Genomic DNA, 22,547 nt, shown 5'->3' with positions numbered 1-22,547 from the left:
CAGGCAGCACCCGCGGCGCAGTTTTGCGTTGTCGCCACGGTGCCCCGCGCGGCGGAGCGCCTGCAGCAGGCGCGTCGCCCCCTCGGACGCTCGCCACGGTGCCCCGCGCGGCGGAGCGCCTGCCAGCGCGCGTCGCCCCCCTCGGACGCTCGCTACCGTGTCCCGCGCGGCGGAGCGCCCGCCAGCGCGCGCATCGCCCCGCCGGCCACCGCCGGCCCGGCGGCGATCTCCAGGCCGGCGAGCGCCTCGGGCGAGGCGAAGACGCCCTCCTCGGTCCCCTCGGGCACCCAGCCGGCGACCTCGGCGAGCGCCCCGCCAAGGAGCTCGCCCGAGGGGCCGACGAGCAGCTCCCCCGCGTGGACGCTGAGGCGCACGTACACCCTCGGGTCGCGCCCGGGGCGGCCCGCGAGCCGCCGGAAGATCGCGAGCGCGGCGTCCACGGCGCGGCGGCGCGCCGCTCGGTCGCCAGCAGCGTCGCCGGCCGCATCGCCGGCCGCGTCGCCGGGGCGCTCCGCCGTGAAGAGAAGGCTGTTGCCGGTCTCGGCCGCGGGCGACAGCCCGGCCTCGGAGAGCTCGGCGGCCACGAACGGCAGGATCGCCTCCAGGTCCGCGAGCAGGCGATCGTCGGGCGGGTCGAGCGCCTCCGGGGCGGCGCCCACCTCGGCGTGGACCGCCACGCCGGGGCAGACGCGCGCGCCGGGCGACGCCTCGAGCACGCCGCGCGACGCCTCGAGCGCGCCGCGGAAGTCCGCGAGGAAGGCGGCGGCCGTCGGGTGGCGCGCGGCCGGCTCCTTCGCGACCGCCCGCAGGAGCACCTCGTCGAACGCCGGAGAGAGCCGCGCCCGCGCGCTCGGGCGCGGCGGGCTCGCGAACAGGTGGAGCTGGCGAAGGAGCGCGCCGATGTCCCCGGTGAAGAGCGGCTCGCCGACGAGCATGCGGTAGGCGAGGGCGCCGAGCGCATAGACGTCCGCCCGGACGTCGACGGCGTGGCCGAGGAGCTGCTCGGGCGAGACGCACGAGGCGCTGCCGAGGACCTCCCGCGACGACGTCAGCGACGGCCCGGGCGCGTCGAGGAGCTTGGCCACCCCGAAGTCGAGCAGCACCACGCGGCGGCGCCCGCCCTCCTCGAGGAAGACGTTCGAGGCCTTGAGGTCCCGGTGCACGACGGCCTGCGCGTGCGCGGCCGCGAGGGCGTCGCAGAGCGGCTCCAGCACGGCGAGCGCCTCCTCGGGCGACAGCCGGCCGCGCGCGCGGAGGTGCTGATCCAGGCTGATCCCGGCGAGCAGCTCCATCGCGTAGTAAGGCCGCCCGTCCTCGAGCTGCCCCTGCTCGAAGACCTCCACGATGCCGGGGTGCCGCAGCCGCCGCACCGTCTCCACCTCCCGCTGGAAGCGGGCCACGACGTCCGGCCGCGCGCTGAGCTCGGGGTGGAGCACCTTCACGGCCGCGAGCGCCCCGTGAACCGCGTGCGTCGCGCGGTAGATCACGCTGAAGCCGCCCGCGCCGAGCGGCTCCTCGAGCACGTAGTCGCCCGCCCGGGCCCCGGGCGGCAGCGCGGCCACCGCGAGCTCGCCGACGATCACCGCCGGGGCGGACGGGACGGCGAGCGTCGACAGCGCGGTGCGCACCGTGGGATCGACGCGAGACCCCGCGCCGGGGAGGGTGTCGGGGTCTTCGCTCGCCATCGAAGGACCGACCGACGGTACCATAGGGGGGCGGCGAGCCGATCCCTCTCCGCCCTGTCCTTGAGCTTGGGAGAGCCACGACGTGTCCCGCTGCCCCCTGTGCCACCGCCGGCTCCCCCCGGCGGGCGTCTGCCCCCGCGACGGCGGCGCGCCGCCGCTGCCGGTCGAGCGCACGCCCGAGTCGCCGGGGCGGCCGCGGGTCCCGGGGTTTCAGGTGGGCGGCCTGCTCGGGCAGGGCGGCTTCTCGGCGGTGTGGGCCGCGCGGCGCGAGGCGGACGGCGCTCCGGTCGCCCTCAAGGTCGGGCGCTCGTCGCGCGCCGCGATGCTGGCGCGGTTCCGGCGCGAGGCGGGCGCGCTCCGGCGCGTCGGTCCGCCGCACGTCCCGCGGGTCCACGGCGAGGGGCGGCTCGACGACGGCCGCCCCTGGATCGCCATGGATCACGTCCCCGGCGAGACGCTCGCCGAGACGCTCGCGGCGCTGCCCGAACCCCCGGAGCCCGCCTGGGCGGCGGCGCGCGCGGCGGCGCTGCTCGACGCGCTCGCGGCCGCGCACGCGCGCGGCGTCGTCCACCGCGACCTCAAGCCGGAGAACGTGGTGCTCGCGCCGCCCGGCGCGGGCGCCGCGCCGGGCCTTCCGGCGGCCCTGCCGGGCGCCGCGCTCGCCCCGGCGCGGGCGGTGCTGCTCGATCTCGGCCTGGCGCGGCCCGCCGGCGCGTCGCGCGAGGACGACGAGGTCGAGATCACGCGCGGGGGCACGATCGTCGGCACGCCCGAGTACATGGCGCCCGAGCAGCTCCGCGCGGGCGCCGCCGTCGACGGGCGCACGGACCTGTACGCCGTCGGCGCGATCCTGTTCGAGCTGCTCACGCTGCGGCCGCCGTTCGTGGGGGACACCGGCGCGATCGAGCACGGGCACCTCGCGCTCCGGCCGCCGCGCCCGGGCGAGCTCGCGCCGATCCCCGAGGCCCTCGAGGAGCTCGTCCTCTCGTGCCTCGCCAAGGAGCCCGACCGCCGCCCCGCGAGCGCGGCGTGGCTCCGGCGCGCCCTCGAGGAGGCATGCCCGATCGGCGCCGCCGCCGCCGAGGAGCCGACCCCGCGGTCGCTGCCATCGAGCGCCGCGGCGGCGCCTCCGTCGAGCGCCGCGGCGGCCCCGCCGTCCAGCGGCGGCAGGCTCATCGCCGAGGGGCTCCAGCCGGCCGTCGTGCTCGTCGCGGACACCGGCGCCGCCACGCCGCCCGTGGTCGCCGCGCTGACGGGCCGCAGCGGCATCTGCGTCCGGCAGCGCGGGCGCCGCTACGTCGCGGTCTTCTCGGCCCGCGACGCCGAGCACCCCGTCCGGCTCGCGCTCGCCGCCGCGCGCGAGCTCGTCGAGCGGCACGGCGCCCGCGTCGCGCTCCACCTCGCGGGCGTGATCATCCGCCCGCGCGCCAGGGGGGCGCCCGCCGTCTACGGGGCGGCGGTGGATCGCCCGGAGACCTGGATCCCCGCGGACCCGTGGTCCGGCATCGCGCTCACGACGGAGCTCGAGCGCGCCCTCGCCGAGGCCGAGCCGACCTCGACCCCCACGTCGCCAGAGGTCGCGCGGGCGCCGGAGAGCGACGCGCCGCCGATGGTCGGCCGGGCCGAGGCGCTCGCGGCGCTCGATGCGAGCGCGGCCGCGGCGTTCAGCGGCGCGTGCCCGGCGCTCGTCACGGTGCTCGGCGACGCCGGGCTCGGCAAGAGCCGCGTCGCGGCCGAGGCGGCCGCCGTGGCGCGGCGCCTGCGCCCCGACGCCGCGGCGCTCGTCGTGCGCGCGGCGCAGCCGCTGCCGGGCGAGGCGAGCAAGGACACCGCGGAGATCCTGCGCTTCGCGCTCGACGCGCCCGCCGCGGCGCCGGCCGACCCCCGCGCGTTCTGCGAGGCGCGGCTCGGCCCGGAGATCGGCGCCTCGACCTTCGCGTCCGTCGCCGCGGCGCTCGGCTGGGCGGGGCCCGGCGCCGCGCCCGCGCCGACGCCCCACCACGTCGCGCGCGCGATCGCCGAGGGGCTCCGCCGCCGCGCGCGCCGCGGTCCCGTCGCCGTGATCGTGGACGACGCGCAGTGGGCGGACGTCACCGTGCTCGACGCGCTCGAGGTCGCGACGCTCGACGGCGCCGGGGTCGCGCTCTGGGCCGCTGTCGTCGCGCACCCGCGGTTCGAGCGGCTCCGCCCGACCTGGGGCGCCCGCACGCAGCGCGCCGACCGGGTGACGCTCGCCGCGCTCGACGAGGCCGCCGCGTCGGAGCTCGCGGCGCAGCTCCTCCTCCCGGCGGCGTACCCGCCGGCCGACGTGCTCCGGGGGCTCGCGCGCTGGGCCGGCGGCAACCCGGGTTGCCTCGCCGCGATCATCCGGTCGCTCAAGCAGGCCGGGCTCGTGCGCCGCCGCCCCGGCGGCGGCGACTACTGCGTCGAGGCGGCGGCGCTCGAGGGCCTGCCCGTCTCCCCGGCGTGGCAGTGGCTGGCCATGCGGCAGCTCGGGGCGCTGCCGCAGGAGGTCGCCGCGCTCGCGCGGCTCTGCGCCGTGCTCGGCGAGTCGTTCACCCGGGCCGAGCTGGAGTGGGTCCAGGACGCCGTCGACAGGGCCGGCGGCGCCGGGACGCCGGTGGACGCCGGGTACGGGCTCGGCGTGCTCGTCGATCGGGGCATCATGGCGCGCGGCGTGGAAGATGACGACTGCGGCGCGGCGCGGGGGGCGCGCGGGGACGCCGGGCGGTGGTGGTTCCGGAGCGGCCTCTTCCGCGACGCTGTGTACGAGACGCTGGATCCCGAGCACCGCGCGCAGATCCACAGGCACGCGCTCGCGTTCTGGCGGGCGCGGGCCCTGCGCGCTCCCGCGTCGCCGGGGGCCACGCGCGGCGATGCCGTCGCGGCGCCCGGTGGCCTCACGGCGCGGCCGGGGCCCGAGGAGCTCGAGCCGCTGGCCCGGCACGCGGGCGCGTGCGGGGCGGGGGAGGAGGCGGCGGAGGCGCACCTCCGGCTCGGGGATCTCGCGTTCGCGCGGCACCGGCACGTCGAGGCGGAGCGCTGCTACACAGCGGCGCTCAAGCTGGCCGGCGAGGGCGATCGCCGCCGCCGCGCGCTCGCGCTGGCCGGGCGCGGGCGGATCCGCTACCGGCTGCACCTCATCGAGGACGCGATGGCCGATCTCGCCGCGGCGCTCGAGCTCGCGCAGGGCGACGCGGACGGCGAGCTGCGCGCGGACGTCCTCCTCGAAGAGGCCACGGCGCTCGACTGGACGGGCGCCTACGAGGCGTCGGCGGCGCGGGTCGCGCTGGCGCGGCCGCTCGTCGAGCGCGCGGGCTCGCCGCGGCTCGCGGCGCGGCTCCGCGTGGCCGAGGGGCGCACGCGCCTGCGGCGGGCCGAGGTCGCGGAGGCGATCGCGCTCCTCTCGGAGGGGGCGTCGCTGGCAGCGTCGGCCGGGGACGAGGAGAGCCGGATCATCGCGCTCGTGCTGCTGTCGACCGAGCTCGCGCACGCGGGGCGCTTCGCGGAGGCGGAGCGGCGGGCCGAGGAGGCGATCGCGCTCTGCGAGCGCGCCGAGGACCTGCCGCACCTCTGCGTCGCGATCATGAACCGCGTCGTGCTCTGGACGCTGAAGAAGGATCTGCCGCGCGCGACGGCGGATCTCCGGCGCGCGATCGCGCTCGCGCGGGAGATCGGCAACCCGTGGCTGGAGCGCGTCGCCACGTACAACGTCGCCGAGCTCCTGTACTGGAGCGACCAGCAGGACGAGGCGCTCTCGCTCGCGCGCCGCGCGCACACGCTGGAGCAGCGGTTCGTCGATCGCCCCGTGCCGGAGTGCTCGCTGCTGCTCGCGCGCATCCTGGCGGCGCGGGGTGAGCTCGGCGAGGCGCGCCTCCTGCTCGCGTGGATCGCCGGCGCGTGCCCGCCGGAGCCCTCCGCGCGGGCGGCGCACGGCTGCTTCCTCCTCCTGCGCTGCCTCCTCTCGGACGACGCCGCCGGTGACGCGCCGGCCGCGCCGCCCGCGTTGCTCGGCGGGCTCGACGAGGCCGATCCAGAGGCCGGCCCGTTCCTCTTCGCGGACGAGCTCCTGGAGGTCCTCTACTGGCGCGGTCGTGCGGCATTACGCCACGGTCTCGCCGAGGTCGTCGCGGCGAGCCTGGACAGGGCCGGCGCGCTCCTTGCCGAGCACCCGGCCTGGCGGTCCCGGTTCGACGAGCTGGCGCGCGGGCTCGATGCGCTGGCCGCTGCGGCACCTGGCTGCTGATCCTGCACGTCGAGCGGCCGCTGATCCTGCACGTCGAGCGGCTGAGCCCGGCTCTCGCGTCGCAGCGCGGCTGTGGCGCGGTGGGTGCCCGCGGCGGAGCGACCGGCCAGGCGCGGCGCGGGCTCGGGATTTGCTTGATGCGGGTGCGAGGCGCGCGCACGTGCGCCTGAGATGGAGGACATCGAATGCTTCGCGTACGGGTCAACGCTGCCGGGGTGATCGGTCTCTGCTTGTTCGCGGTCGGGTGCGCGGCCGCGCCGGCGGACGAGGGCGAGACGATCCTGGCCGCGGAGCAGGGGATCATCGTGATGAACGGCGTCGAGCCCGCTTTCTTCTGGGAGCCCTCGACGCAGGAGGCGCTGCGCGCGCTGGCGCGGTCGCCGCTGTCGGAGACGATCGGCGGCCGCGGGGGCGCCGCGCTCCTCTCGAGCGCCGACGGCAGGCACCTCGTCGAGCGCGTCGTCGCCTGCGCCCTGCCCGAAGGGGCGGCGCTGCGGACGACCTCCGGGCGGTCCTTCGGCGGCTCGATCGGGCTCGCGCCGCGGTGGTCCACCGCGCCGCTCTCGGACGCCGCCGCGCGGCGCTGGATGACGGCGTGCCTCCTCCAGTCGCTGAACGCGACGGGCTCGCGCGTCGCGATCCGCCTCACCGGCGGCCACCCGGCCCTCGCCGACGCGCCGGACAGCGAGGCGCAGGAGTACTCGGTCCGGGACGCGATCATGTTCGGTGATCTCTTCGACCAGGTCCGGCCGACCGCGTTCGCCTGCGCCGACAACGCCCTCGTCGACGCGTGCGGCGTGGCGCTGAGCGCGCGGACGCTCCAGCGCATCTGCGGGCAGTCGCCCTGGTGCAGGATCACCGTCCTCGGCCACTGCGACGCTGTCTGCTCCCGGGACGGCGCGGGCGCGCCGACCTGCAGCGCCCCGGGGAGCGCGGTTTACCCCGAGGCCATCGCGTCGAGCCTGGAGCCCCTCGTCGCGCTCTCCGCCGGGGGCTTGACCTGCGGTGTCCTGGATCTGCTCTCGGGCCTGCTGTAGGGCGGGCGCGCGGCTCACGGCGGCTTCTATCCCGTTCAGGCAGGCTCCGTCTCGACGTCCTGCGCGACGGTGACCCCCGCCTCCCGGTACGGCGCGAGCACCTCCTTCGGCACGCTTCGCTCCGTGAACAGCCACGTGAGCTCGCTCAGCGGGGCGACGACGTACGGCGACGCGGTGCCGAGCTTGTCCGCGGTGGCCAGCGCGACCACCTCGGCCGAGGCCTCGACCATGGCCCGCTTCACGTAGGACTCGTCCAGGTCCACGGTGGTGATCCCGAACGTCGGATCCAGGGTGCACACGCCGAGGTAGCAGAGGTCCGCCCGGATCTGCCGCACCCCCGCGATGGTCACCGCGTCGGCGGCGGCGAGCGGATCCTTGCGCATGCGCCCGCCGAGCAGGACCACCTCGACGCGCGGGTGCTCCGAGAGCGCGATGGCGACGGGCGGGCTGTTCGTCGCGATCGTGGCCTCGAGGTCGCGCGGGAGGTGGCGCGCGACGGCCACGTTGGTCGTGCCGCTGTCGATGAACACGACCTGACCCGGCTTGATCAACGTGGCCGCGGCCCGCGCGAGCTCCTCCTTCACGCGCGGCTGCTGCCGCTCGCGCGCGGGGAAGCTCGGGTTCACCCGGGCCACCGGCAGGCCGCCGCCGTGAACGCGCTGGAGGAGCCCCTCGTTCGCCATCTCGCGCAGGTCGCGCCGGATCGTGTCCTCCGAGACGCCGAACGCGCGGCTCAGCTCCGCCGCGACGACCTTCCCGTCTCGTTCCAGTGCAGCGAGAATCTTCTGGCGCCTCTCGGCCACCATCATGCCCGAGCTGTCTGCCTGATTTTGCACGATCATTCCTGTTTGTTCACGAGGGTCCTTGCCTTGGTCGCGCCTGGCTGCATGATTGTTCCCTGAGGTTCACGAAAATGCACGAAAGTTCGGAGGAGCAGCCTGCCCTCACCACCGGGCGCGCGCGGCGCGCCGTCTCGGTCATGTTCCTGGCGAACGGCATCGCCTTCGCCTCCTGGGCCGCGCGCGTGCCCGCGGTGCGCGAGCGGCTCGGGCTACGCGACAGCGCGCTCGGCCTGGCGCTGCTCGGCATCGCCGTCGGCGCCATCCTCGCCTTCCGCGCCGCCGGGCCGCTCGTCGCCCGCGCCGGGAGCCGGCGCGTCACCCGCGTCTCGGCCATGCTTTTGTGCGCGGCGCTGCCCCTGCCGGCGCTCGCGCCCTCGTTCAACGCGCTCGTCGCGGCCCTCGTGCTGCTCGGCGCGAGCAACGGCCTCATGGACGTCGCGATGAACGCGCAGGCCGTCGAGGTCGAGCGGCGCCACGGCCGCCCGATCCTCGCCTCGGTCCACGGCATGTTCAGCCTCGGCGGGCTGATCGGCGCGGGTTTCGGGGCGCTCGCGGCCGGGTGGGCGGTGTCGCCGGCGGTGCACCTCCTCGCCGTCGCCGCCGTCCTCGCCGTGGTCGTCCTCGACGCCGGCGGGGCGCTCACGGCCGACGCGCGCCCCGAGGCCCCGGCCGCGGCGGCCGCGGGCGCCCCGGGGGTGAGCCGCTCGACGCAGCTCGTCCTGCTCGGCCTCATCGCGTTCTGCTCGTCCGTGGGGGAGGGCGCCATGGCCAACTGGTCGGCCGTCTACCTGCGCGACGAGCTCCACACCAGCGCGGCCGTGGCCGCGACCGGCTACGCCGTCTTCTCGCTGGCGATGCTCCTCGGGCGGTTCTCCGGGGACGGGCTCACGCAGCGCTTCGGCGCCGAGCGGGTCGTGCGCGCGGCGGGGCTCCTCGTCGCTGGCGGGCTCGGCGCGGCGCTGCTCGCCAACGTCCCGATCGCCCTGCTGCTCGGCTTCGGCTGCGTTGGCGCCGGCCTGTCGGTCGTCGTGCCGCTCGTCTTCCGCGCCGGGGCGAGCGCGCCCGACGTCGCGCCCGGCAAGGCCCTGGCGACGCTCGCCACCATGTCCTACGGCGGCTTCCTCGCGGGGCCGCCGGTCATCGGCCTCCTCGCCGACCGCTTCACCCTGCGGGGCGGGCTCGCCGTCGTCGTGGCGCTGGTCCTCGTGATCGCCGCCCTCGCCCCGGTGGTGGCCCGCGGACGCGGCGGCCGCGGGCTCGGGGCGAGCGCGCCCGCCGCGCGCCCGCGCGCGATAGGGGCGCACGGATGACGGTGTCGCGAGGCGGACGGCGGGAGTCGGGCGCGCCGCGGAAGGTGAGCGCGGCTCGCGAAGGTCGGTGTCGCCACCGCGGCGCTGGCCCGGAGGCGCGGGCTCAGCGCTTGCGCCATACGGTCGCCAGCCAGGGTTGCTGCGCGCGGGGCAGGCCGGCGGGGCGGTAATAGTGCTCGATCTCCTCGAATCCCGCGGTCGTCACGTGCTCGCGCCACCGCTCGAGCGACCAGTAGCAGCCGTACCGGTCTCCGGACCACCCCTCGCGGTCGTCGCCGCGCGGGTTGGAGCTGAAGAGGACGCCGCGCGGGCGGAGCGCGGCGTGGAGCTCGCGGAGCACGCGCGGCAGCTCGGCGCTCGGCACGTGGAACAGCGACGCGTTCGCGAAGATCCCGTCGAAGCGCTCGGCCCCGAGATCGAGGCGCAAGAAATCCTGGTGGAGCACCTCGCAGCCCGCGTGCCGCCGCGCCATCTCGACGAACCGCGCGGACCCGTCGAGCCCGACGGCGGTGTGCCCCGCGGCGCGGAACGCCGCGAGGTCGCGCCCCGGGCCGCAGCCGAGATCGAGGATCGTGAACGGGCCCGGGCCCTCCAGCGCCGCGAGCAGCGCCGCGCGGTTCTGCGAGACGTCGTGATCCCGGGTGCCCTCCCAGAAGGACAGGGCGTGAGCGTCGTAGTGACCTACGGTCCTCGCGGTGAGGCGAGCGATGTCGTCGTCGGGCATGGCGGCAGTGTGGATCGGGGAGGAGAGGGCGTCTGGCCTCGTGTGCGGGGCGGCGCTCTCGCCTGCGGGCCCCGGCGCTGCGTCAAGCCGCGGTGAGCCAGGCCTCGAGGCGCTCGGCGAAGCGGGCCGGAGCGTCCATCATCAGCCAGTGGCCGGTCTCTGGCATCACGGTGGCCGCCAGCGCGGGCCTCAGCACATGGAGGCTGAACGGCCATGCGTTCGAGGGGGCGACGATGGCGTGGGCGCGGGAGCCGGGGACGGCGAGGTAGCGATCCAGCGTCTCCACGGTGGGGAACTCGATCATGCTGCGGTACATCCCGAGCAGCCGATCGCGCGGCGTCGCGGCGAGGCGCCCCAGCACCACGTCCCGCGTCGCCGGCGCGCTGCCGTGGAGCGCCCCGTCGAACCCCGCGCGGGCGGCGGCGCGCCAGTCGTCCGTCTCGAGCGCGGCCAGCAGGGGCGAGAGTTGCTGCTGGCGGATCTCCGCCGGCAGCCTCGTGAAGTCGCCGGGCGCGTCCACGAGCACGAGGCGCGCGACCCGATCGGGATGGGCGGCCGCCGCAGCGATGGCCACGAGCGTGCCGAAGCTGTGGCCGACGAGCGCCACGCGCGGGAGGCCGAGAGCGTCGAGCGCCGCGAGCACGTCGGCCGCGCACGCGGCAGGCGAGTAGTCCGCGTCGGCCGGCGCCTCGGACGCGCCGTGCCCCCTCAGATCGAGGGCGACGGCGCGGCGCCTGCCCGCGAGGTGCGCGAGCGGCGCTTCCCAGAAGCCGGTGTGGCCGACCATCCCGTGCACGAGCACGACCGGCAGCGCCTCGGGCGAGGGGCCCGCGCCCGCGGCAGGGTGAGCGCCCGCGGTAGGGTGATCGACGACGTGGAGCGCGCCCGCAGGGCCTGCGACCGTCAGAGAACGCATGTTCGTCCGTTACCTCGGTGTGGGGGGACGCTGGATGGAGTCGCGTCGGGCGGCGAGGGCGGAGCGTAGGCGAGGCGCTGTTCCGAAGCAATGCGGCGCTCGCCGCTGAGCGCCCCGGCTCCGACGCCGAGCGTCGACGGGCAAGGTCCCGCGACCGCCTCGTCGTCGCTGCGCCCCGGGGGCCTTCCGGTTGACGACGCCGGATGGCCCGTCGGATAAGCAAGGCCATGAAGAACGAAGCGGCGTGGCGGGAGACGAAGTTCGTCCAGCGTGGCGGCCGGTTGCGCGCATCGACCGACCTGCGGGAAGTCATCATGGGCTCCCGCCTGATCGCCGACTGCATCGCGAGGCTCTACGATGAGTACCTTCCCCGGTACGCCCACGGGGCCGCGGCAGACCTCGGCTGCGGGAAGGTGCCGCTGTACGGCGCCTACCGGGATCATGTCGCGTCCGTGCTCTGCGTGGACTGGGGCAATTCGGCGTTCGAGACGCCGCACCTCGATTTCGAGTGCGATCTGAACGGCGCGCTGCCGCTTGAGGATGCGTCCCTCGACACGCTGATCCTCTCCGACGTGCTCGAGCACATCGCCCGGCCGGAAGCGCTCTGGGCGGAGATGGCGCGGATCCTGCGCCCGGGCGGCGTCGCGTTCGTGAACACGCCGTTCTTCTACTGGGTGCACGGAGAGCCCTACGATTACTACCGCTACACCGAGTTCGCGCACCGCCGTCTGGCGGAGCTCGCCGGGTTCGAGGTGCTGGTCCTCGAGCGCATCGGCGGGCTCGTGGAGGTGGCGTGCGACGTCTTCGCGAAGAGCGCCTCTGCCGTTCCCGTGCTGGGGAATCCGGCCGCGGCGCTCGCGCAGGGCGTGGTCAGCGCGTGGTCCCGGTCGTCGCCCGGCCGCAAGGTCGCCACCTGGACCGGCAGGAAGTTCCCCCTGGGATACTTCCTTGTCGCGCGCCGCGTCGCCGCGCCGCCGCAGGCCTAGGGGACATCCGCCAGGCGGCGAGGCGCCGGCGGCCCGGTCGCCCCCGGCGCCTCATGGCGCAGCAGGGCGCGCTCGGGCAGCGCCGGAGGGCGGCGCCGCAGCCAGGCTGCTCACGGCCTCGAAGAGCTCCGCGGCGTCGATCGGCTTCGTGAGGTACACCTGGAAGCCGGCGGCGAACGCCCGTTGGCGATCTTCGCGCCGCGCGCAGGCCGTGATCGCGATCGCCGGAATGGCGCTCCCCGCGTCCGGCGCCAGCGCGCGCACCTTGTGCATCAGGGCAAAGCCGTCCTCGTGGGGCATCCCGAGATCCGAGATGAGGATGTCGGGCCGGAACTCCATGAGCGCACGGAGCGCCTCCTGCGCCGAGCGAACGACCCGCGGCTCGGCGCCCAGCTCCCGGAGCATGGCGCCGGCGATCTCGCCGGAGTCGGCCTCATCGTCGACGACGAGGACGCGGACCCCATCGGCGCGCTGATCGAGGGCTGCCGGCGGCGCGCTCTCGGGGGCCGCGTCCTCGCCGCCGCCGACGAGGCCGTCGCCGCGCCCGGCCTGCGCGGGGCCGGCGACGGGCAGCACGACCTCGAACGTCGCGCCTCTTCCCTCGCCCTCGCTGCGGACCGAGATCCTCCCGCCGTGCAGCTCGACGAGGTGGCGGACGATGGCGAGCCCGAGACCGAGCCCGCCGTGGCGGCGCGTCGTGGAGCTGTCGGCCTGGCTGAAGCGCTCGAAGACGAACGGCAGGAAATCGGGGCGGATGCCTTGCCCCGTGTCGCTGATCTCGATGTGGAGACCCGCGCCTCGCCGCGCGACCGAGGCGCGCACGACCCCGCCCGCCGGCGTGAACTTGACGGCGTTGGAGACGAGGTTCCAGAACACCTGCTGGAGCCGCGTGGCGTCGGCCAGGACGCGGGCGTCCCGCGCCTCGACGGCGAGCTCTAGCGCCACCCCCTTCGCGTCGGCGGTGGGACGCAGGGACTCGACCGCTGCCCCGACGACCGCGCCGGGGTCCATGCGCTGGACGTCGAGCCGGACCCTCCCCGTGACGATCCGGGAAACGTCAAGGATGTCCTCGATGAGCCGCGCCTGAGACCGGGCGTTCCGCTCGATGGCCGAGAGCCCGCGCTCCCTCTGCTCGGGCGCGGCGCTCCTCGCCCGCAGGAGGTGCGACCAGCCGAGGATCGCGTTGAGCGGCGTCCGCAGCTCGTGCGAGACCGTCGCCAGGAACTCGTCTTTCAGCCGACTCGCCTCCTCCGCCTCGGCGCGCGCGCGGCGCTCGCTCGCGAACAGCGCCGCGCGCTCCTCTTCCACCTGCTTGCGCGCCGTGATGTCGCCGAAGTGGACGGCGACCCCCTCATGCAGCTTCACGATCATGATCCGGAACCACCGGCGGCGCTCCTCCTCTCCCCAGGGCACCTCGATGTCGATGGGAACGCCCGTCTCGACCACGCTCACACACCGCGCGAAGAGATCGTGTTTGGTCTTCTCGCCCGGCAACGTGTCGAGGAGATCCCGGCCCACCAGGCGCTCCGGGGCGCGCCCCAGCGCGCTCGCCGCGGCGGGGTTCACGTACTCCCACCGGAAGTCCACGATCCTCCCCGGCGCGTCCCGGATCGCCCAGAGCGTCGCGAACCCGTCGAGCGAGTGCTCCTGCGCGATCCGCAGCCGCTCCGCGCTGCGCGCGGCGAGCCGCCTGGTCCTGTGAAGGTTCTCGGCCAGGAGCGAGCTCATCACCGCGGTGACGACGAACGTGCCGAGCTGTATCGTCCCGTGAATCGGGGGAGTCTCGAACGAGCGATAGGGAAAGAGCCAGAAATACCACACGATCACCGCGCAGGTCGCCGTCGTCACCAGGCCGGCGCCGAGGCCCCCGAACCAGGCGCTCACCATGACCGCTGGAAAGTAGAGGATGAATGGCACCTCGTCGCCGAGCACCGGGCGGAGGGAGAGCTTCAGCGCGATGGCGGTGCCCGCGATGAGCAGGGCCGCCCCGTAACGCACCGGAGCCGGGCGTTTCCTGAGCGGCGCGGTCGCGATGCGCGGACTCCAGGCCACGGGCGGTGCTTAATCCGGCCGTGCCGCTCGGTCGAGCCGCGATGTCATCGCGCCGCCGGCGAGCGGGCGCGGCGACCGGGATCGATGGCCGTCGATGACCGCCTCGGCGCGAGATCACTCCCCGCCAGCGCGGGGCGCCGCAGGAGCCCGCGCGCCGCCGCTACGCCTCGGCGCGGTGGAGCTCCTGCACGAGCGCGGCGAGGCCCGGCGGCGAGGACGTGAAGTGGATGCGCACCACGTCCTCGGCGCGCGGGTCGAGCTCGATCACCTTCGCGTGGAGCTCGCCGCCGAGCTGCTCGGCGAGCGCGACCGACGGGTGGAGCTGGAGGTTCGTGAAGGGCGCCGGGCGGGGGTGCAGGCGCAGCACGGCGCCGAAGGGCGAGAGCCCGAGGATGAACGCGGACTGCGGCTCGCCCTCCACCCGCTTGCCGGCGAGGCGCGCGCACACGACCGGCAGCGGCGACGACAGCGGCAGGATCTCGACGCGCCGCTCGGGCAGGTAGAGCCGCTCCGGGTTGTCGAGCCCCAGCACCTCGTGCACGAGCACGCGCGTCGAGAACCCCTTGACGGACAGCGCGTGGCTCTGACCGAGCAAGAGGCCGGCGCCGGCCGCGCGGCGCGTGCTGTCCGCGACGAGGATCTGCCGGCCCACCGTGCACGACTCGATGCGCGACGTCAGGTTGACCTGGGCGCCGACCACGCCGTATTTCGTGCGCGCCTCGGAGCCGATGTTGCCCACGACGACAGGGCCGGTGTTGAGCGCGATGCCCATCTGCAGCGTCGGCAGGCCCTCCGTGCTGTTCCGGTCGTTCACCGCGTCCATCGCCATCTGCATCTCGAGCGCGCAGGCGACCGCGCGCCGCGCGTCGTCGCCCGTCGAGAACGGAGCGCCGAAGAGCGCGAGGATCGCGTCCCCGATGAACTCGATGATCGTGCCGCCGCGCGCGATGATGATGCGCGCCATCTCGCCGAGGTAGCCGTTCAGGAGCTTCATGACGACCTCGGGCGCCATGTTCTCGGTCATCGTCGTGAAGCTCCGCAGGTCGGTCATCATGATCGTCACCTCGCGCTCCTCGCCGCCGAGGAGCTGGGCCTCGGGCGAGGAGAGAAGGCGGCTCACGACCTCTTCGCTCAGGTAACGGCCGAACGTCTTGCGGATGAACTCGCTCTTGATCGACAGCTCCGAGGCGAGCTGCGAGAGCTGCTCGCGCGAGCGCTTCAGCGTGAGCTGCGTGTCGAGGCGCCCGAGCAGGATGTCGAAGTCGATCGGCTTCGTGACGTGATCGTTCGCGCCGAGCCGGAGCGACTCCACCACGTCCTCGCTCCCGCCGCGCGTCGTCACCATGATCACGGGGAGCTCCGCCGCCGACCGGCTCTGGCGCAGCGCCGAGAGCACGCCGAGGCCGCTGATGCCGGGCATGTTCACGTCGAGCAGCACGGCGTCGAAGCGCTCGCGCGCGGCGAGCCCGAGCGCGCGGGGGCCGTCCTCGGCGGGGACGGTGCGGTAGCCGTTGTTCTGCAGCACCCGGCAGAGCACGTCGCGGTTGCCGCGGCTGTCGTCGACGACGAGGATGGCGCCGCGCCCGCCGCCCTCGAGCTCCGCCTGGATCGCGGGCTCCTCGTGCGCGGAGGGGACGTGGACCTTCCAGCTCGCGGGCGCGTCCTCCTCGCCGCCGCCGTTCTCCATCGCCTGCACGATGCCGAGCAGCTTGCGCGAGGCGAGCTCGATGTTGCGGATGTCCTCGATGTGCTGCGGCGCGACCTTGCCCTGCAGCGACGCGACGAGCAGGCGCGTGTAGCCGAGGATCTGGTTGATCGGCGTGTACGGGTCGTGCCCGCCGCCGTGCGGCTCGTGGAGCCGCTGCGGCTCGCGCCGCGCCGCCGATGCGGGCTGGTGCGAGGAGGGCGCGCCGGCCGGCGAAACGCGCCTGCCCGGCGACGAGGCCGGCGCGTGGCCGCGGCTCGTGTCCTCGAAGCGCGACACCTCCGGCACGCGCGAGCTCGGCGGCTCCGGCGGCTGGGTCGCCGGCATCGTCGCCGGCATCGTGGCGGGCCCCTCCGGCGCGTCCCAGGTCGCGAACGGGTCCTGCGACGCGAGGCCGCTGCGCGCCGCGGCGGCGGCCGCCGCCGCGGCGCTCGGCCGATCGCGCCAGCCGCGCGCGTCGTGCGGCGGCGAGCCGATGAGCGGCGCGAGCGGCGCGCTCGGCCGCTCCCGCCGGAGGCGCGCTTCGGCCGGGAAGTGGCTGGGGCGCGCGGGGGCCGGCACGTGCTGCGGGGGCGGGAGCGTGCTGCCGCCGCGGTTCGACGGCGGCGCCGGCGGCAGCACGCTCGTGTTGTTGCGCGCCGGGGGCGGCGCCGGCGGAAGGCAGCTCGAGTTGCTGCGCGGCGGGCTCGGATCCGGCGAGCTCCCTCGCGACGGCACGGGGCTGATCTGTGCCTTCTTGTGCGCGTCCTTGTCGGAGGGCGATCGGCTCATGGCTCCGGCGATTCTACGCCTCCGCGCGTCCGGGCAACGGCGGATGACACCGCTGCTTCACTTTTTATCGCACCCCGGCGCCTGCTCCACGGCGGGTGGATTTCCTGCGACAGCGTTCCCGCGGCCCGAAAGCGTCCCGGCCGTCCCGCCCGCTGAACTGTTTCAGTAAGCCGGCATGCCCGGCGAGAGACGATATCTCCCCGAGGGAGCCCAACCTGCCTGTCGCGTCGCGTGACGCGGGTGGGCGCGCGCCGGCCACCCAGCATGAGCGCCGACGTCGCGCGCTGCCCGGAGCTCGGTTGTCGAGGACAAATGAAAGGCTTTTTTTGAAGTCAAGCGCCACCCGCCGCCCGCGGGCGTCCCGGCTGCGGGCGCCTCGCCGCGCGTCGGGATGTCCGCGACGCCCGTCGCGACGGCCCGGGCGCCGCGGGGGTCGGACGCGCCGCCGCCACCCGCCGGCCACGGGGCCGACACGCGGGTCCACTCCACGGCTCCGGCGCGGCGGACCACCGCGCCAGGTGTGGCAGTCGAGCGCAGGCGTGGCACGCGCGCCGCCGGGCGAGCTCATCTCGCCCGGCGCGCCGAGGCCTGGCGGGAGCTGCGGCGGAGCGCACCCTGGACCCACGACAGGCATGCTTGTCCGCGGCTTCCCCACCTGTTCATGGAGCGGCGCACATGCGTGAGGGAAGGGGAAGGCAGCTCGCCAAAATTGTGCGATCGCGACCGCCCCGCGTGGAGTAGCATCGCTCAACTCGTCGACGAAGGGGCAACATGCATAAGGCACGCAAGAACCTCACCCATTTCACGATGGACGGCTTTCACGGCTTCCGTAGCCGTTTCGATGACGTGAAGCTGGCTCAGGAGCTTCTGGAGGAGGTGCCAGGCGTGCTCCGGCTCAAGCCGGTGATGCCTCCGTTCATCCTCCCCTACTACAACGGCGTGGTGGCCGAGGACTGCGGCATCAGCGCCTTCGTGCTGCTGCTCGGCGGCCACCTCACCATCCACACCTTCAGCTTCCGCGAGTGCTTCTTCGCCGACCTCGTGTACCCGGGGGCCTTCGATCCGCAGCGCGTCCAGATGATGCTCCAGACGACGCTCCCGTGCCGCAGCGTGTTCACGCAGACGGTCGATCGCGGCGAGGGCGGCGATCTCCAGGAGCGCAGGGGGCACGAGGTGGTGAGCCCGGAGGCCGACTTCGGCCCTCACCTCTTCCTGCAGTTCAGCCCGTACCGCGGGCCGACCTCGCTCGACGCGCTCTTCGACATCTTCGACCACCTGCCCTCGAAGATCGGGATGACCCCGATCATGCGCCCCTTCGTCGTGAAGACGGCGACGCGCGACGGCTCCCCGGTGATCAGCGCCATGGTGATGATCGCGGAGTCGCACATCACGCTGCACATCTTCCCGGACAGCGACGAGGCGTTCTTCGATCTCTTCAGCTGCAAGTTCTTCGACGTGGAGCCGGTCGTGCGCGTGCTCGCCGACCAGCTCGGCGGCAACGTGACCGAGCAGGTGCTCGTCCCGCGCGGCCAGCGTTATCTGCAGCTCAGGACGGAGCGCCCGCACGTGATGAGCCACGTGAACCAGTGGCTCGCCGCCGCGCACCCCGGCGTCTACGCGCGCATGCCCGGCGACGGCGGCCCGCTCGGGCCGAAGAGCTCGAAGGGCTGAGCTCGAGGCGCGTCGGCGCCTCGTCGCGCGCGCGCCGCCGGCTGCCGGCGGCGGCGCCTTCACACCATCGCCGGCGGCGCCTTCACAGCACCGCCGCTGGCGGCGGTGCCTTCACACATACCTGTAGTTCGACCGCGTGTACTCGCCCAGCCACGGAGCGTCGAGGAGCGCAAAGGTGCTCTCCTCGGGCCCGGCCCAGCGGAGGATCCCGATGCACCCCGGATTGAGCCGGTGCGGCCTCAGGAAGTTGACGGCGTTGAGCTGGTAGCTCTGCGTGTCGCCGGTCGCGGCGAGGAGCTGTCCGGGCTCGTGGTAGTGCCCGGCGAAATGATACCTCGGCCGGAGCTCGCGGAGCAGATCGAGCACGTCGCGTGAGCCGCCGTCCTCGTAGCGGGGGTGGATGGCGGCCGCGGCGCCGTGCGGCGGCTCGTGCGACAGGAGCACGTCGATGCGCTCGCCGCGGGAGCGCAGCTTGCGCACCTCGGCCGCGGTGTAATGCTCCGAGACGGGATCCCGGCCGGGCCGCCCGCCGTCGGAGATGCCGCCAAGCCCGCCGATCGTGATCCGGTGCGGTCCGCGGCCGAAGGTGAACCGGGCGCCGTTCGGGAGATAAAGGATCTTCTCGTATGCGTCGACCGGCACCGGCGCGGCGGACCCGGCGCCCGCGTCGTCGAGGAACTCGAAGTCTTCGTGGTTGCCCCGGATGAACACCATCTCTGCGGAGATCCGTTGATCCGGCGGCGCGTCGGGCCCGAGGATCGCATCGGCCTCCGGGCCACCCTCGTGGTAGACGGCGAAGCCCAGCTCGTCGGGGTCGCTCTCCGCGAACCGCTTCGTGGCGCGATCGAGCCGGAACGGGGGAGGGAACGCGCCGAGATCGCCGACCTGGAGGATCAGGTCGAGCGCGCGGCCCGTCTCCCGCTGCCATCGACCGAGCAGCCGATAGACGAGCGTGAGGTGGCCGTGGACATCGCCGAGAACGGCGATCTCGAGAGGGGCATCCGTCGTCATGAGGGCGCGGAGCATAACGCCGCGGGCCGGCGGCCAGGAATCCCGCGATGAATCGGTCCGGCAACCGGACCATTCTCATGGTGATCGGCGCGCCGCCCGCCAATCGTGCGACGCGCGGGGGCGGCGTGCGGCGTGCGGCGTGCGGCGTGCGGCGTGCGGCGTGCGGCGTGCGGCGCACGCCGCAGCCTCGATCGGGGCCTCCCATGTGCTCCTGTGCGCTCATCTACCGACACGCGCGCCTTCGTGACGTCCGTCCATGCCGATAGGAACCCGATTTGTGATGGCGTGAATTCGACGAGGTCCCGCGCGGCCGAGGCGACAGGAGCGTGGATCCGGGGCGGAAGAACGCGTGTTTCTCTTGCGGAGACAATGGAGGCGGCGTACTGATCTATTGACGCGAGTGTTCGGCTGGAGCTGACAGACACACCGGCTCGGGCCTCTTCAAGAAGGAGTAGCAGAGGTATGCCCCTGCACGCCGGACAGATGGTGACCCCTTCGCTGCGGCTCGTTCGCATCCTGCGGCGGGGCGGGATGGGGAGCATCTGGGTCGCCGATCGCCTGCCGCTCAAGGCGCAGGTGGCCGTCAAGTTCATGTCGCCCGAGCTCGCGGACGACCCGGGGTACGTGGAGCGATTCCGGCGGGAGGCGGTCGCCGCGGCCCAGATCACGAGCCCGCACGTCGCGCATGTCCTCGATCATGGGCTGACCGCGGACGGCATGCCGTACATCGCGATGGAGCTGCTCCGCGGCGAGGACCTCAGGGCCCGCATCCGCCGCCTTGGCAGGCTGTCGCTCGGCGAGGTGGCCCGCATCGTGGCGCAGACGGCCAAGGCGCTCGGCCAGGCGCACCGTCTCGGCATCGTCCACCGCGACATCAAGCCGGACAACCTGTTCCTTACCGAGGTGGACGGGGAGCCCTTTGTCAAGGTGCTCGACTTCGGTATCGCCCGGCGAGCCCGCGACATGCGCGTCACCTCGACGGGGAACGTCGTCGGGACACCGCTCTACATGAGCCCCGAGCAGCTCACCTGCTCGAAGGATCTCGATTTCCGCGCGGACCTCTGGTCGCTCGGCGTCGTCGCCTACCACGCGATCACCGGGCGAGTCCCGTTCTTCGCGGAGACGATCGTTGGGCTCACGCTCGCCGTGCACGCCGGCAAGTTCACGCCGCCGAGCGCGCTCCGGCCCGAGGCGCCGCCGGCGCTCGACGACTGGATGCGGAGGGCGCTGGAGCTCGACCCGAGCGCGCGCTTCGGATCGGCCAGGGAGATGGCCGACGCGCTGGAGCGGGCGCTCGCGTCGCGCCGGCGGAGCGACGGGCCGCGGGGGCCGATGGCCGAGGAGCCGAGCGTGGAGAGCCTGGCAGCGATGCGGGGCGCGAGCGCGCAGGACACCGCGGTCACCCGGCGCCACCCGGCGCCGGCGCCCCCGTCGATGGCGCTCGCGGACACCGACCCTTGCGAGGGCGACGCGCGCCACGACGAAGATCGAACGACGACGGTCATGATGACGACGTCGAGCCGCAAGAAGAAGCGGCCCTCCGCGCGGATCGCCACGGTCGCCGTCCTCGGCGCCCTGCTCGCCGGCGCCGGCCTGTACCTCGCCGTCCATCGCGCCGCGCCGACGGCCGACGGCGCTGCGCTCACCGCCGACAGCGCTGCGCTCGCCGCCGTCTCCGTCGCCGCGCGCAGCGCGGGGTTGCCGGGCACGGCGGAGGCGACGCTCCTCGCCAGCGTCGTGGACGCGCCGCAGCCGCTGCTCGCGCCGGGGCCGCCGGAGCCCGCCGATGCCCCGGCGACCCGGCCCGCGCCGGCGCCTGCGGCAGAGAAGGCGCGGCCGGCCTCGAAGAAGCCCGCCGCGCGCCCCACGCGCTCCCCCGGGCGGGGCAAGCCCGCCCCGCAGGGCGGGAGGCTCACCCGGCGCATGAAGCACTCTCCCCGTTACGACATCGCCATGCAGCGGTGACGGCCGCCCCGGCGTTCTGCAACGCACGGTGCTCGCCCAGCCGCGGCGACGGCCGCCCCGGCGTTCTGCAACGCACGGTGCTCGCCCAGCGCGGTGACGGCCGCCCCGGCGTCCTCAGGCCGCCTCTCGGTGGATTGACGCCTGCGCGGGCCAGCCCTCAGCGCGGCGTCGCCGCGCGAAGGGCCTCCGCGGTGGCCTGATCCGCGGGGAAGAACGACTCGACGGCGAGCTCGGACAGGGTGACGTCGACCGGCGTGCCGAAGACCATGGTCGTGCTGAGGAAGCTCAGCGTGCGGTCCCCCGTCCGGATCCTGAGCGGCACGGCGACGGCAGCAGGGCCGGGCTCCGGGCGCCACGCGCCTCGCGGCTCCGGCGACGGGTAGCCGCTGAGCTCCTCGAGGAGCTTCACGAGGACGGGGTCGGCGCTCACCTCGATCTGGCGGCGCAGGCGGGCGAGGATGTGCGCGCGCCACTCGGGCGCGTTCTCGATGCGCGGCGCGAGGCCGTCGGGGTGCAGGCTCAGGCGCAGCACGTTGATCGGCGGGGTCAGGAGGGCAGGGGCGGCGCCCACGAGGAGCGGGCCGACGGCCGCGTTCGAGACGACGAGGGTCCAGTGCCTGTCGACGGCGAGCGCCGGATACGGCTCGTGGCCGGCGAGAACGAGATCGATCGCCCTGCGCGCCGCCGCGAGCGCTGGATCGTCGAAGCTGCGCTCGGGATAGAGCGGCGCGTACCCCGCCGCCACGAGGAGCTGGTTGCGCTCGCGCAACGGCACGTCGAGGCGCTCCGCCAGGTGCAGCACCATCTCGCGGCTCGGCTGCGCGCGGCCGGTCTCCAGGAAGCTCAGGTGACGCGTCGAGATGTCGGCCTCGCACGCGAGGTCGAGCTGGGTCATGCGGCGCCGCTGGCGCCACGCGCGCAGGAGGCCCCCGATCGGCGGGTGGGCGTTCATCATCGCGCGCCGACCTTACCACGCCAGGAAAAGCAGCCCATTACCTGGGAGGTAATCGACCCCGTGCCCGGGGCCACCCATCATGGGCATGCGTCAGGGGCGCTGCGGAGAGCCGGCGCGACAAGCGCGTCCGCTCTCCCGGACAGGCCCCGTCCGTCGAGGGGCGATGAGCCCGAGATTGCCACGAAAGGAGCCCGATCATGTTCATGTCCTCTCCTTCTCCTCTGTCTCCTCCGTCTCCTCTGTTCCTGCGCCGCGCCCTCCTCGCCGACGCGATCGTCAGCGGCGCGACTGGCCTCCTCATGTTCGCGGCCGCTGCGCCCCTCGCCGGCCTCGCTGGCCTGCCGGAGGCGCTGCTCCGGTGGTCCGGAGCGAGCCTGCTCCCGTTCGCGGCGATCGTCGCGTGGGTCGGCACGCGCGAGCGGCCGGCGCGCGCCGCCGTCCTCGCGGTCGTCGTCGCGAACGCGCTCTGGGTGATCGACAGCGTGCTCCTCCTGGCGCTCGGCTGGGTCGAGCCGACGGCGCTCGGCTACGCCTTCGTCCTGGCGCAAGCGCTCGTCGTCGCGCTCTTCGCCGAGGCGCAGGCGATCGGCCTCCGCCGCGCGCGGGCGATCGCCTGAGGCGCGGCGATGCGCCCCCGTCGCGGGGCCCGCCGCGCCGTGCGTCGCCTTCTC

The 22,547-nt window shown here is 74.8% G+C and carries 15 protein-coding genes; 7 read left to right on the top strand and 8 right to left on the bottom strand.

Annotated features, from left to right (window positions below):
- Positions 1-152: 152 nt before the first annotated feature.
- Positions 153-1,685, bottom strand: coding sequence for a serine/threonine-protein kinase (locus WMF24_RS21165; protein WP_437738234.1), 1,533 nt, complete (start codon positions 1,683-1,685; stop codon positions 153-155).
- Between the two features lie 214 nt (positions 1,686-1,899).
- On the opposite strand from WMF24_RS21165, the gene WMF24_RS21160 reads away from it, so the two are divergent.
- Both WMF24_RS21160 and WMF24_RS21155 read left to right on the top strand, forming a co-directional pair.
- A complete protein-coding gene (locus tag WMF24_RS21160; RefSeq protein ID WP_437738233.1) occupies positions 1,900-5,931 on the top strand; it encodes a serine/threonine-protein kinase in 4,032 nt (1,343 codons plus the stop codon).
- 185 nt (positions 5,932-6,116) lie between these two features.
- Positions 6,117-6,968: a hypothetical protein gene (locus WMF24_RS21155; RefSeq protein ID WP_437738232.1), complete on the top strand. Its 852-nt coding sequence runs from the start codon at positions 6,117-6,119 to the stop codon at positions 6,966-6,968.
- Between the two features lie 35 nt (positions 6,969-7,003).
- Here WMF24_RS21155 and WMF24_RS21150 read toward each other — a convergent pair whose 3' ends face one another.
- Complete coding sequence (locus tag WMF24_RS21150; RefSeq protein ID WP_437738831.1) at positions 7,004-7,777, bottom strand: DeoR/GlpR family DNA-binding transcription regulator; 774 nt, start codon at positions 7,775-7,777, stop codon at positions 7,004-7,006.
- A gap of 104 nt (positions 7,778-7,881) precedes the next feature.
- On the opposite strand from WMF24_RS21150, the gene WMF24_RS21145 reads away from it, so the two are divergent.
- Positions 7,882-9,120, top strand: coding sequence for an MFS transporter (locus tag WMF24_RS21145; RefSeq protein WP_437738231.1), 1,239 nt, complete (start codon positions 7,882-7,884; stop codon positions 9,118-9,120).
- A 103-nt stretch (positions 9,121-9,223) separates the two neighbouring features.
- Here the strand turns inward: WMF24_RS21145 and WMF24_RS21140 are convergent, their stop codons facing one another.
- Together WMF24_RS21140 and WMF24_RS21135 are read right to left on the bottom strand one after the other, a co-directional pair.
- The gene (locus WMF24_RS21140; protein WP_437738230.1) at positions 9,224-9,844 is read right to left on the bottom strand and encodes a class I SAM-dependent methyltransferase; all 621 of its coding nucleotides are present in this window, start codon (positions 9,842-9,844) and stop codon (positions 9,224-9,226) included.
- Between the two features lie 82 nt (positions 9,845-9,926).
- A complete protein-coding gene (locus WMF24_RS21135) occupies positions 9,927-10,760 on the bottom strand; it encodes an alpha/beta fold hydrolase (RefSeq protein WP_437738229.1) in 834 nt (277 codons plus the stop codon).
- A 227-nt stretch (positions 10,761-10,987) separates the two neighbouring features.
- On the opposite strand from WMF24_RS21135, the gene WMF24_RS21130 reads away from it, so the two are divergent.
- The gene (locus tag WMF24_RS21130) at positions 10,988-11,746 is read left to right on the top strand and encodes a methyltransferase domain-containing protein (protein WP_437738228.1); all 759 of its coding nucleotides are present in this window, start codon (positions 10,988-10,990) and stop codon (positions 11,744-11,746) included.
- Between the two features lie 51 nt (positions 11,747-11,797).
- Here WMF24_RS21130 and WMF24_RS21125 read toward each other — a convergent pair whose 3' ends face one another.
- Together WMF24_RS21125 and WMF24_RS21120 are read right to left on the bottom strand one after the other, a co-directional pair.
- The gene (locus WMF24_RS21125; RefSeq protein WP_437738227.1) at positions 11,798-13,744 is read right to left on the bottom strand and encodes an ATP-binding response regulator; all 1,947 of its coding nucleotides are present in this window, start codon (positions 13,742-13,744) and stop codon (positions 11,798-11,800) included.
- A gap of 214 nt (positions 13,745-13,958) precedes the next feature.
- Complete coding sequence (locus WMF24_RS21120) at positions 13,959-16,274, bottom strand: response regulator (RefSeq protein WP_437738226.1); 2,316 nt, start codon at positions 16,272-16,274, stop codon at positions 13,959-13,961.
- Positions 16,275-17,045: 771 nt separating this feature from the next.
- On the opposite strand from WMF24_RS21120, the gene WMF24_RS21115 reads away from it, so the two are divergent.
- Positions 17,046-17,945: an S-adenosylmethionine decarboxylase gene (locus WMF24_RS21115; RefSeq protein ID WP_437738225.1), complete on the top strand. Its 900-nt coding sequence runs from the start codon at positions 17,046-17,048 to the stop codon at positions 17,943-17,945.
- Between the two features lie 111 nt (positions 17,946-18,056).
- Here WMF24_RS21115 and WMF24_RS21110 read toward each other — a convergent pair whose 3' ends face one another.
- A complete protein-coding gene (locus WMF24_RS21110) occupies positions 18,057-18,956 on the bottom strand; it encodes a metallophosphoesterase family protein (RefSeq protein ID WP_437738224.1) in 900 nt (299 codons plus the stop codon).
- 462 nt (positions 18,957-19,418) lie between these two features.
- Between WMF24_RS21110 and WMF24_RS21105 the strand changes: the two genes are divergently transcribed.
- A complete protein-coding gene (locus tag WMF24_RS21105; protein ID WP_437738223.1) occupies positions 19,419-20,921 on the top strand; it encodes a serine/threonine-protein kinase in 1,503 nt (500 codons plus the stop codon).
- A gap of 157 nt (positions 20,922-21,078) precedes the next feature.
- Here WMF24_RS21105 and WMF24_RS21100 read toward each other — a convergent pair whose 3' ends face one another.
- The gene (locus tag WMF24_RS21100) at positions 21,079-21,876 is read right to left on the bottom strand and encodes a helix-turn-helix domain-containing protein (RefSeq protein ID WP_437738222.1); all 798 of its coding nucleotides are present in this window, start codon (positions 21,874-21,876) and stop codon (positions 21,079-21,081) included.
- A 197-nt stretch (positions 21,877-22,073) separates the two neighbouring features.
- On the opposite strand from WMF24_RS21100, the gene WMF24_RS21095 reads away from it, so the two are divergent.
- The gene (locus tag WMF24_RS21095) at positions 22,074-22,493 is read left to right on the top strand and encodes a hypothetical protein (protein ID WP_437738221.1); all 420 of its coding nucleotides are present in this window, start codon (positions 22,074-22,076) and stop codon (positions 22,491-22,493) included.
- Positions 22,494-22,547 lie beyond the last annotated feature (54 nt).

This window comes from Sorangium sp. So ce1335, from assembly GCF_051521615.1.
Classification (GTDB): domain Bacteria; phylum Myxococcota_A; class Polyangia; order Polyangiales; family Polyangiaceae; genus Sorangium.
This window is presented reverse-complemented; position numbering and strand designations above follow the sequence as displayed.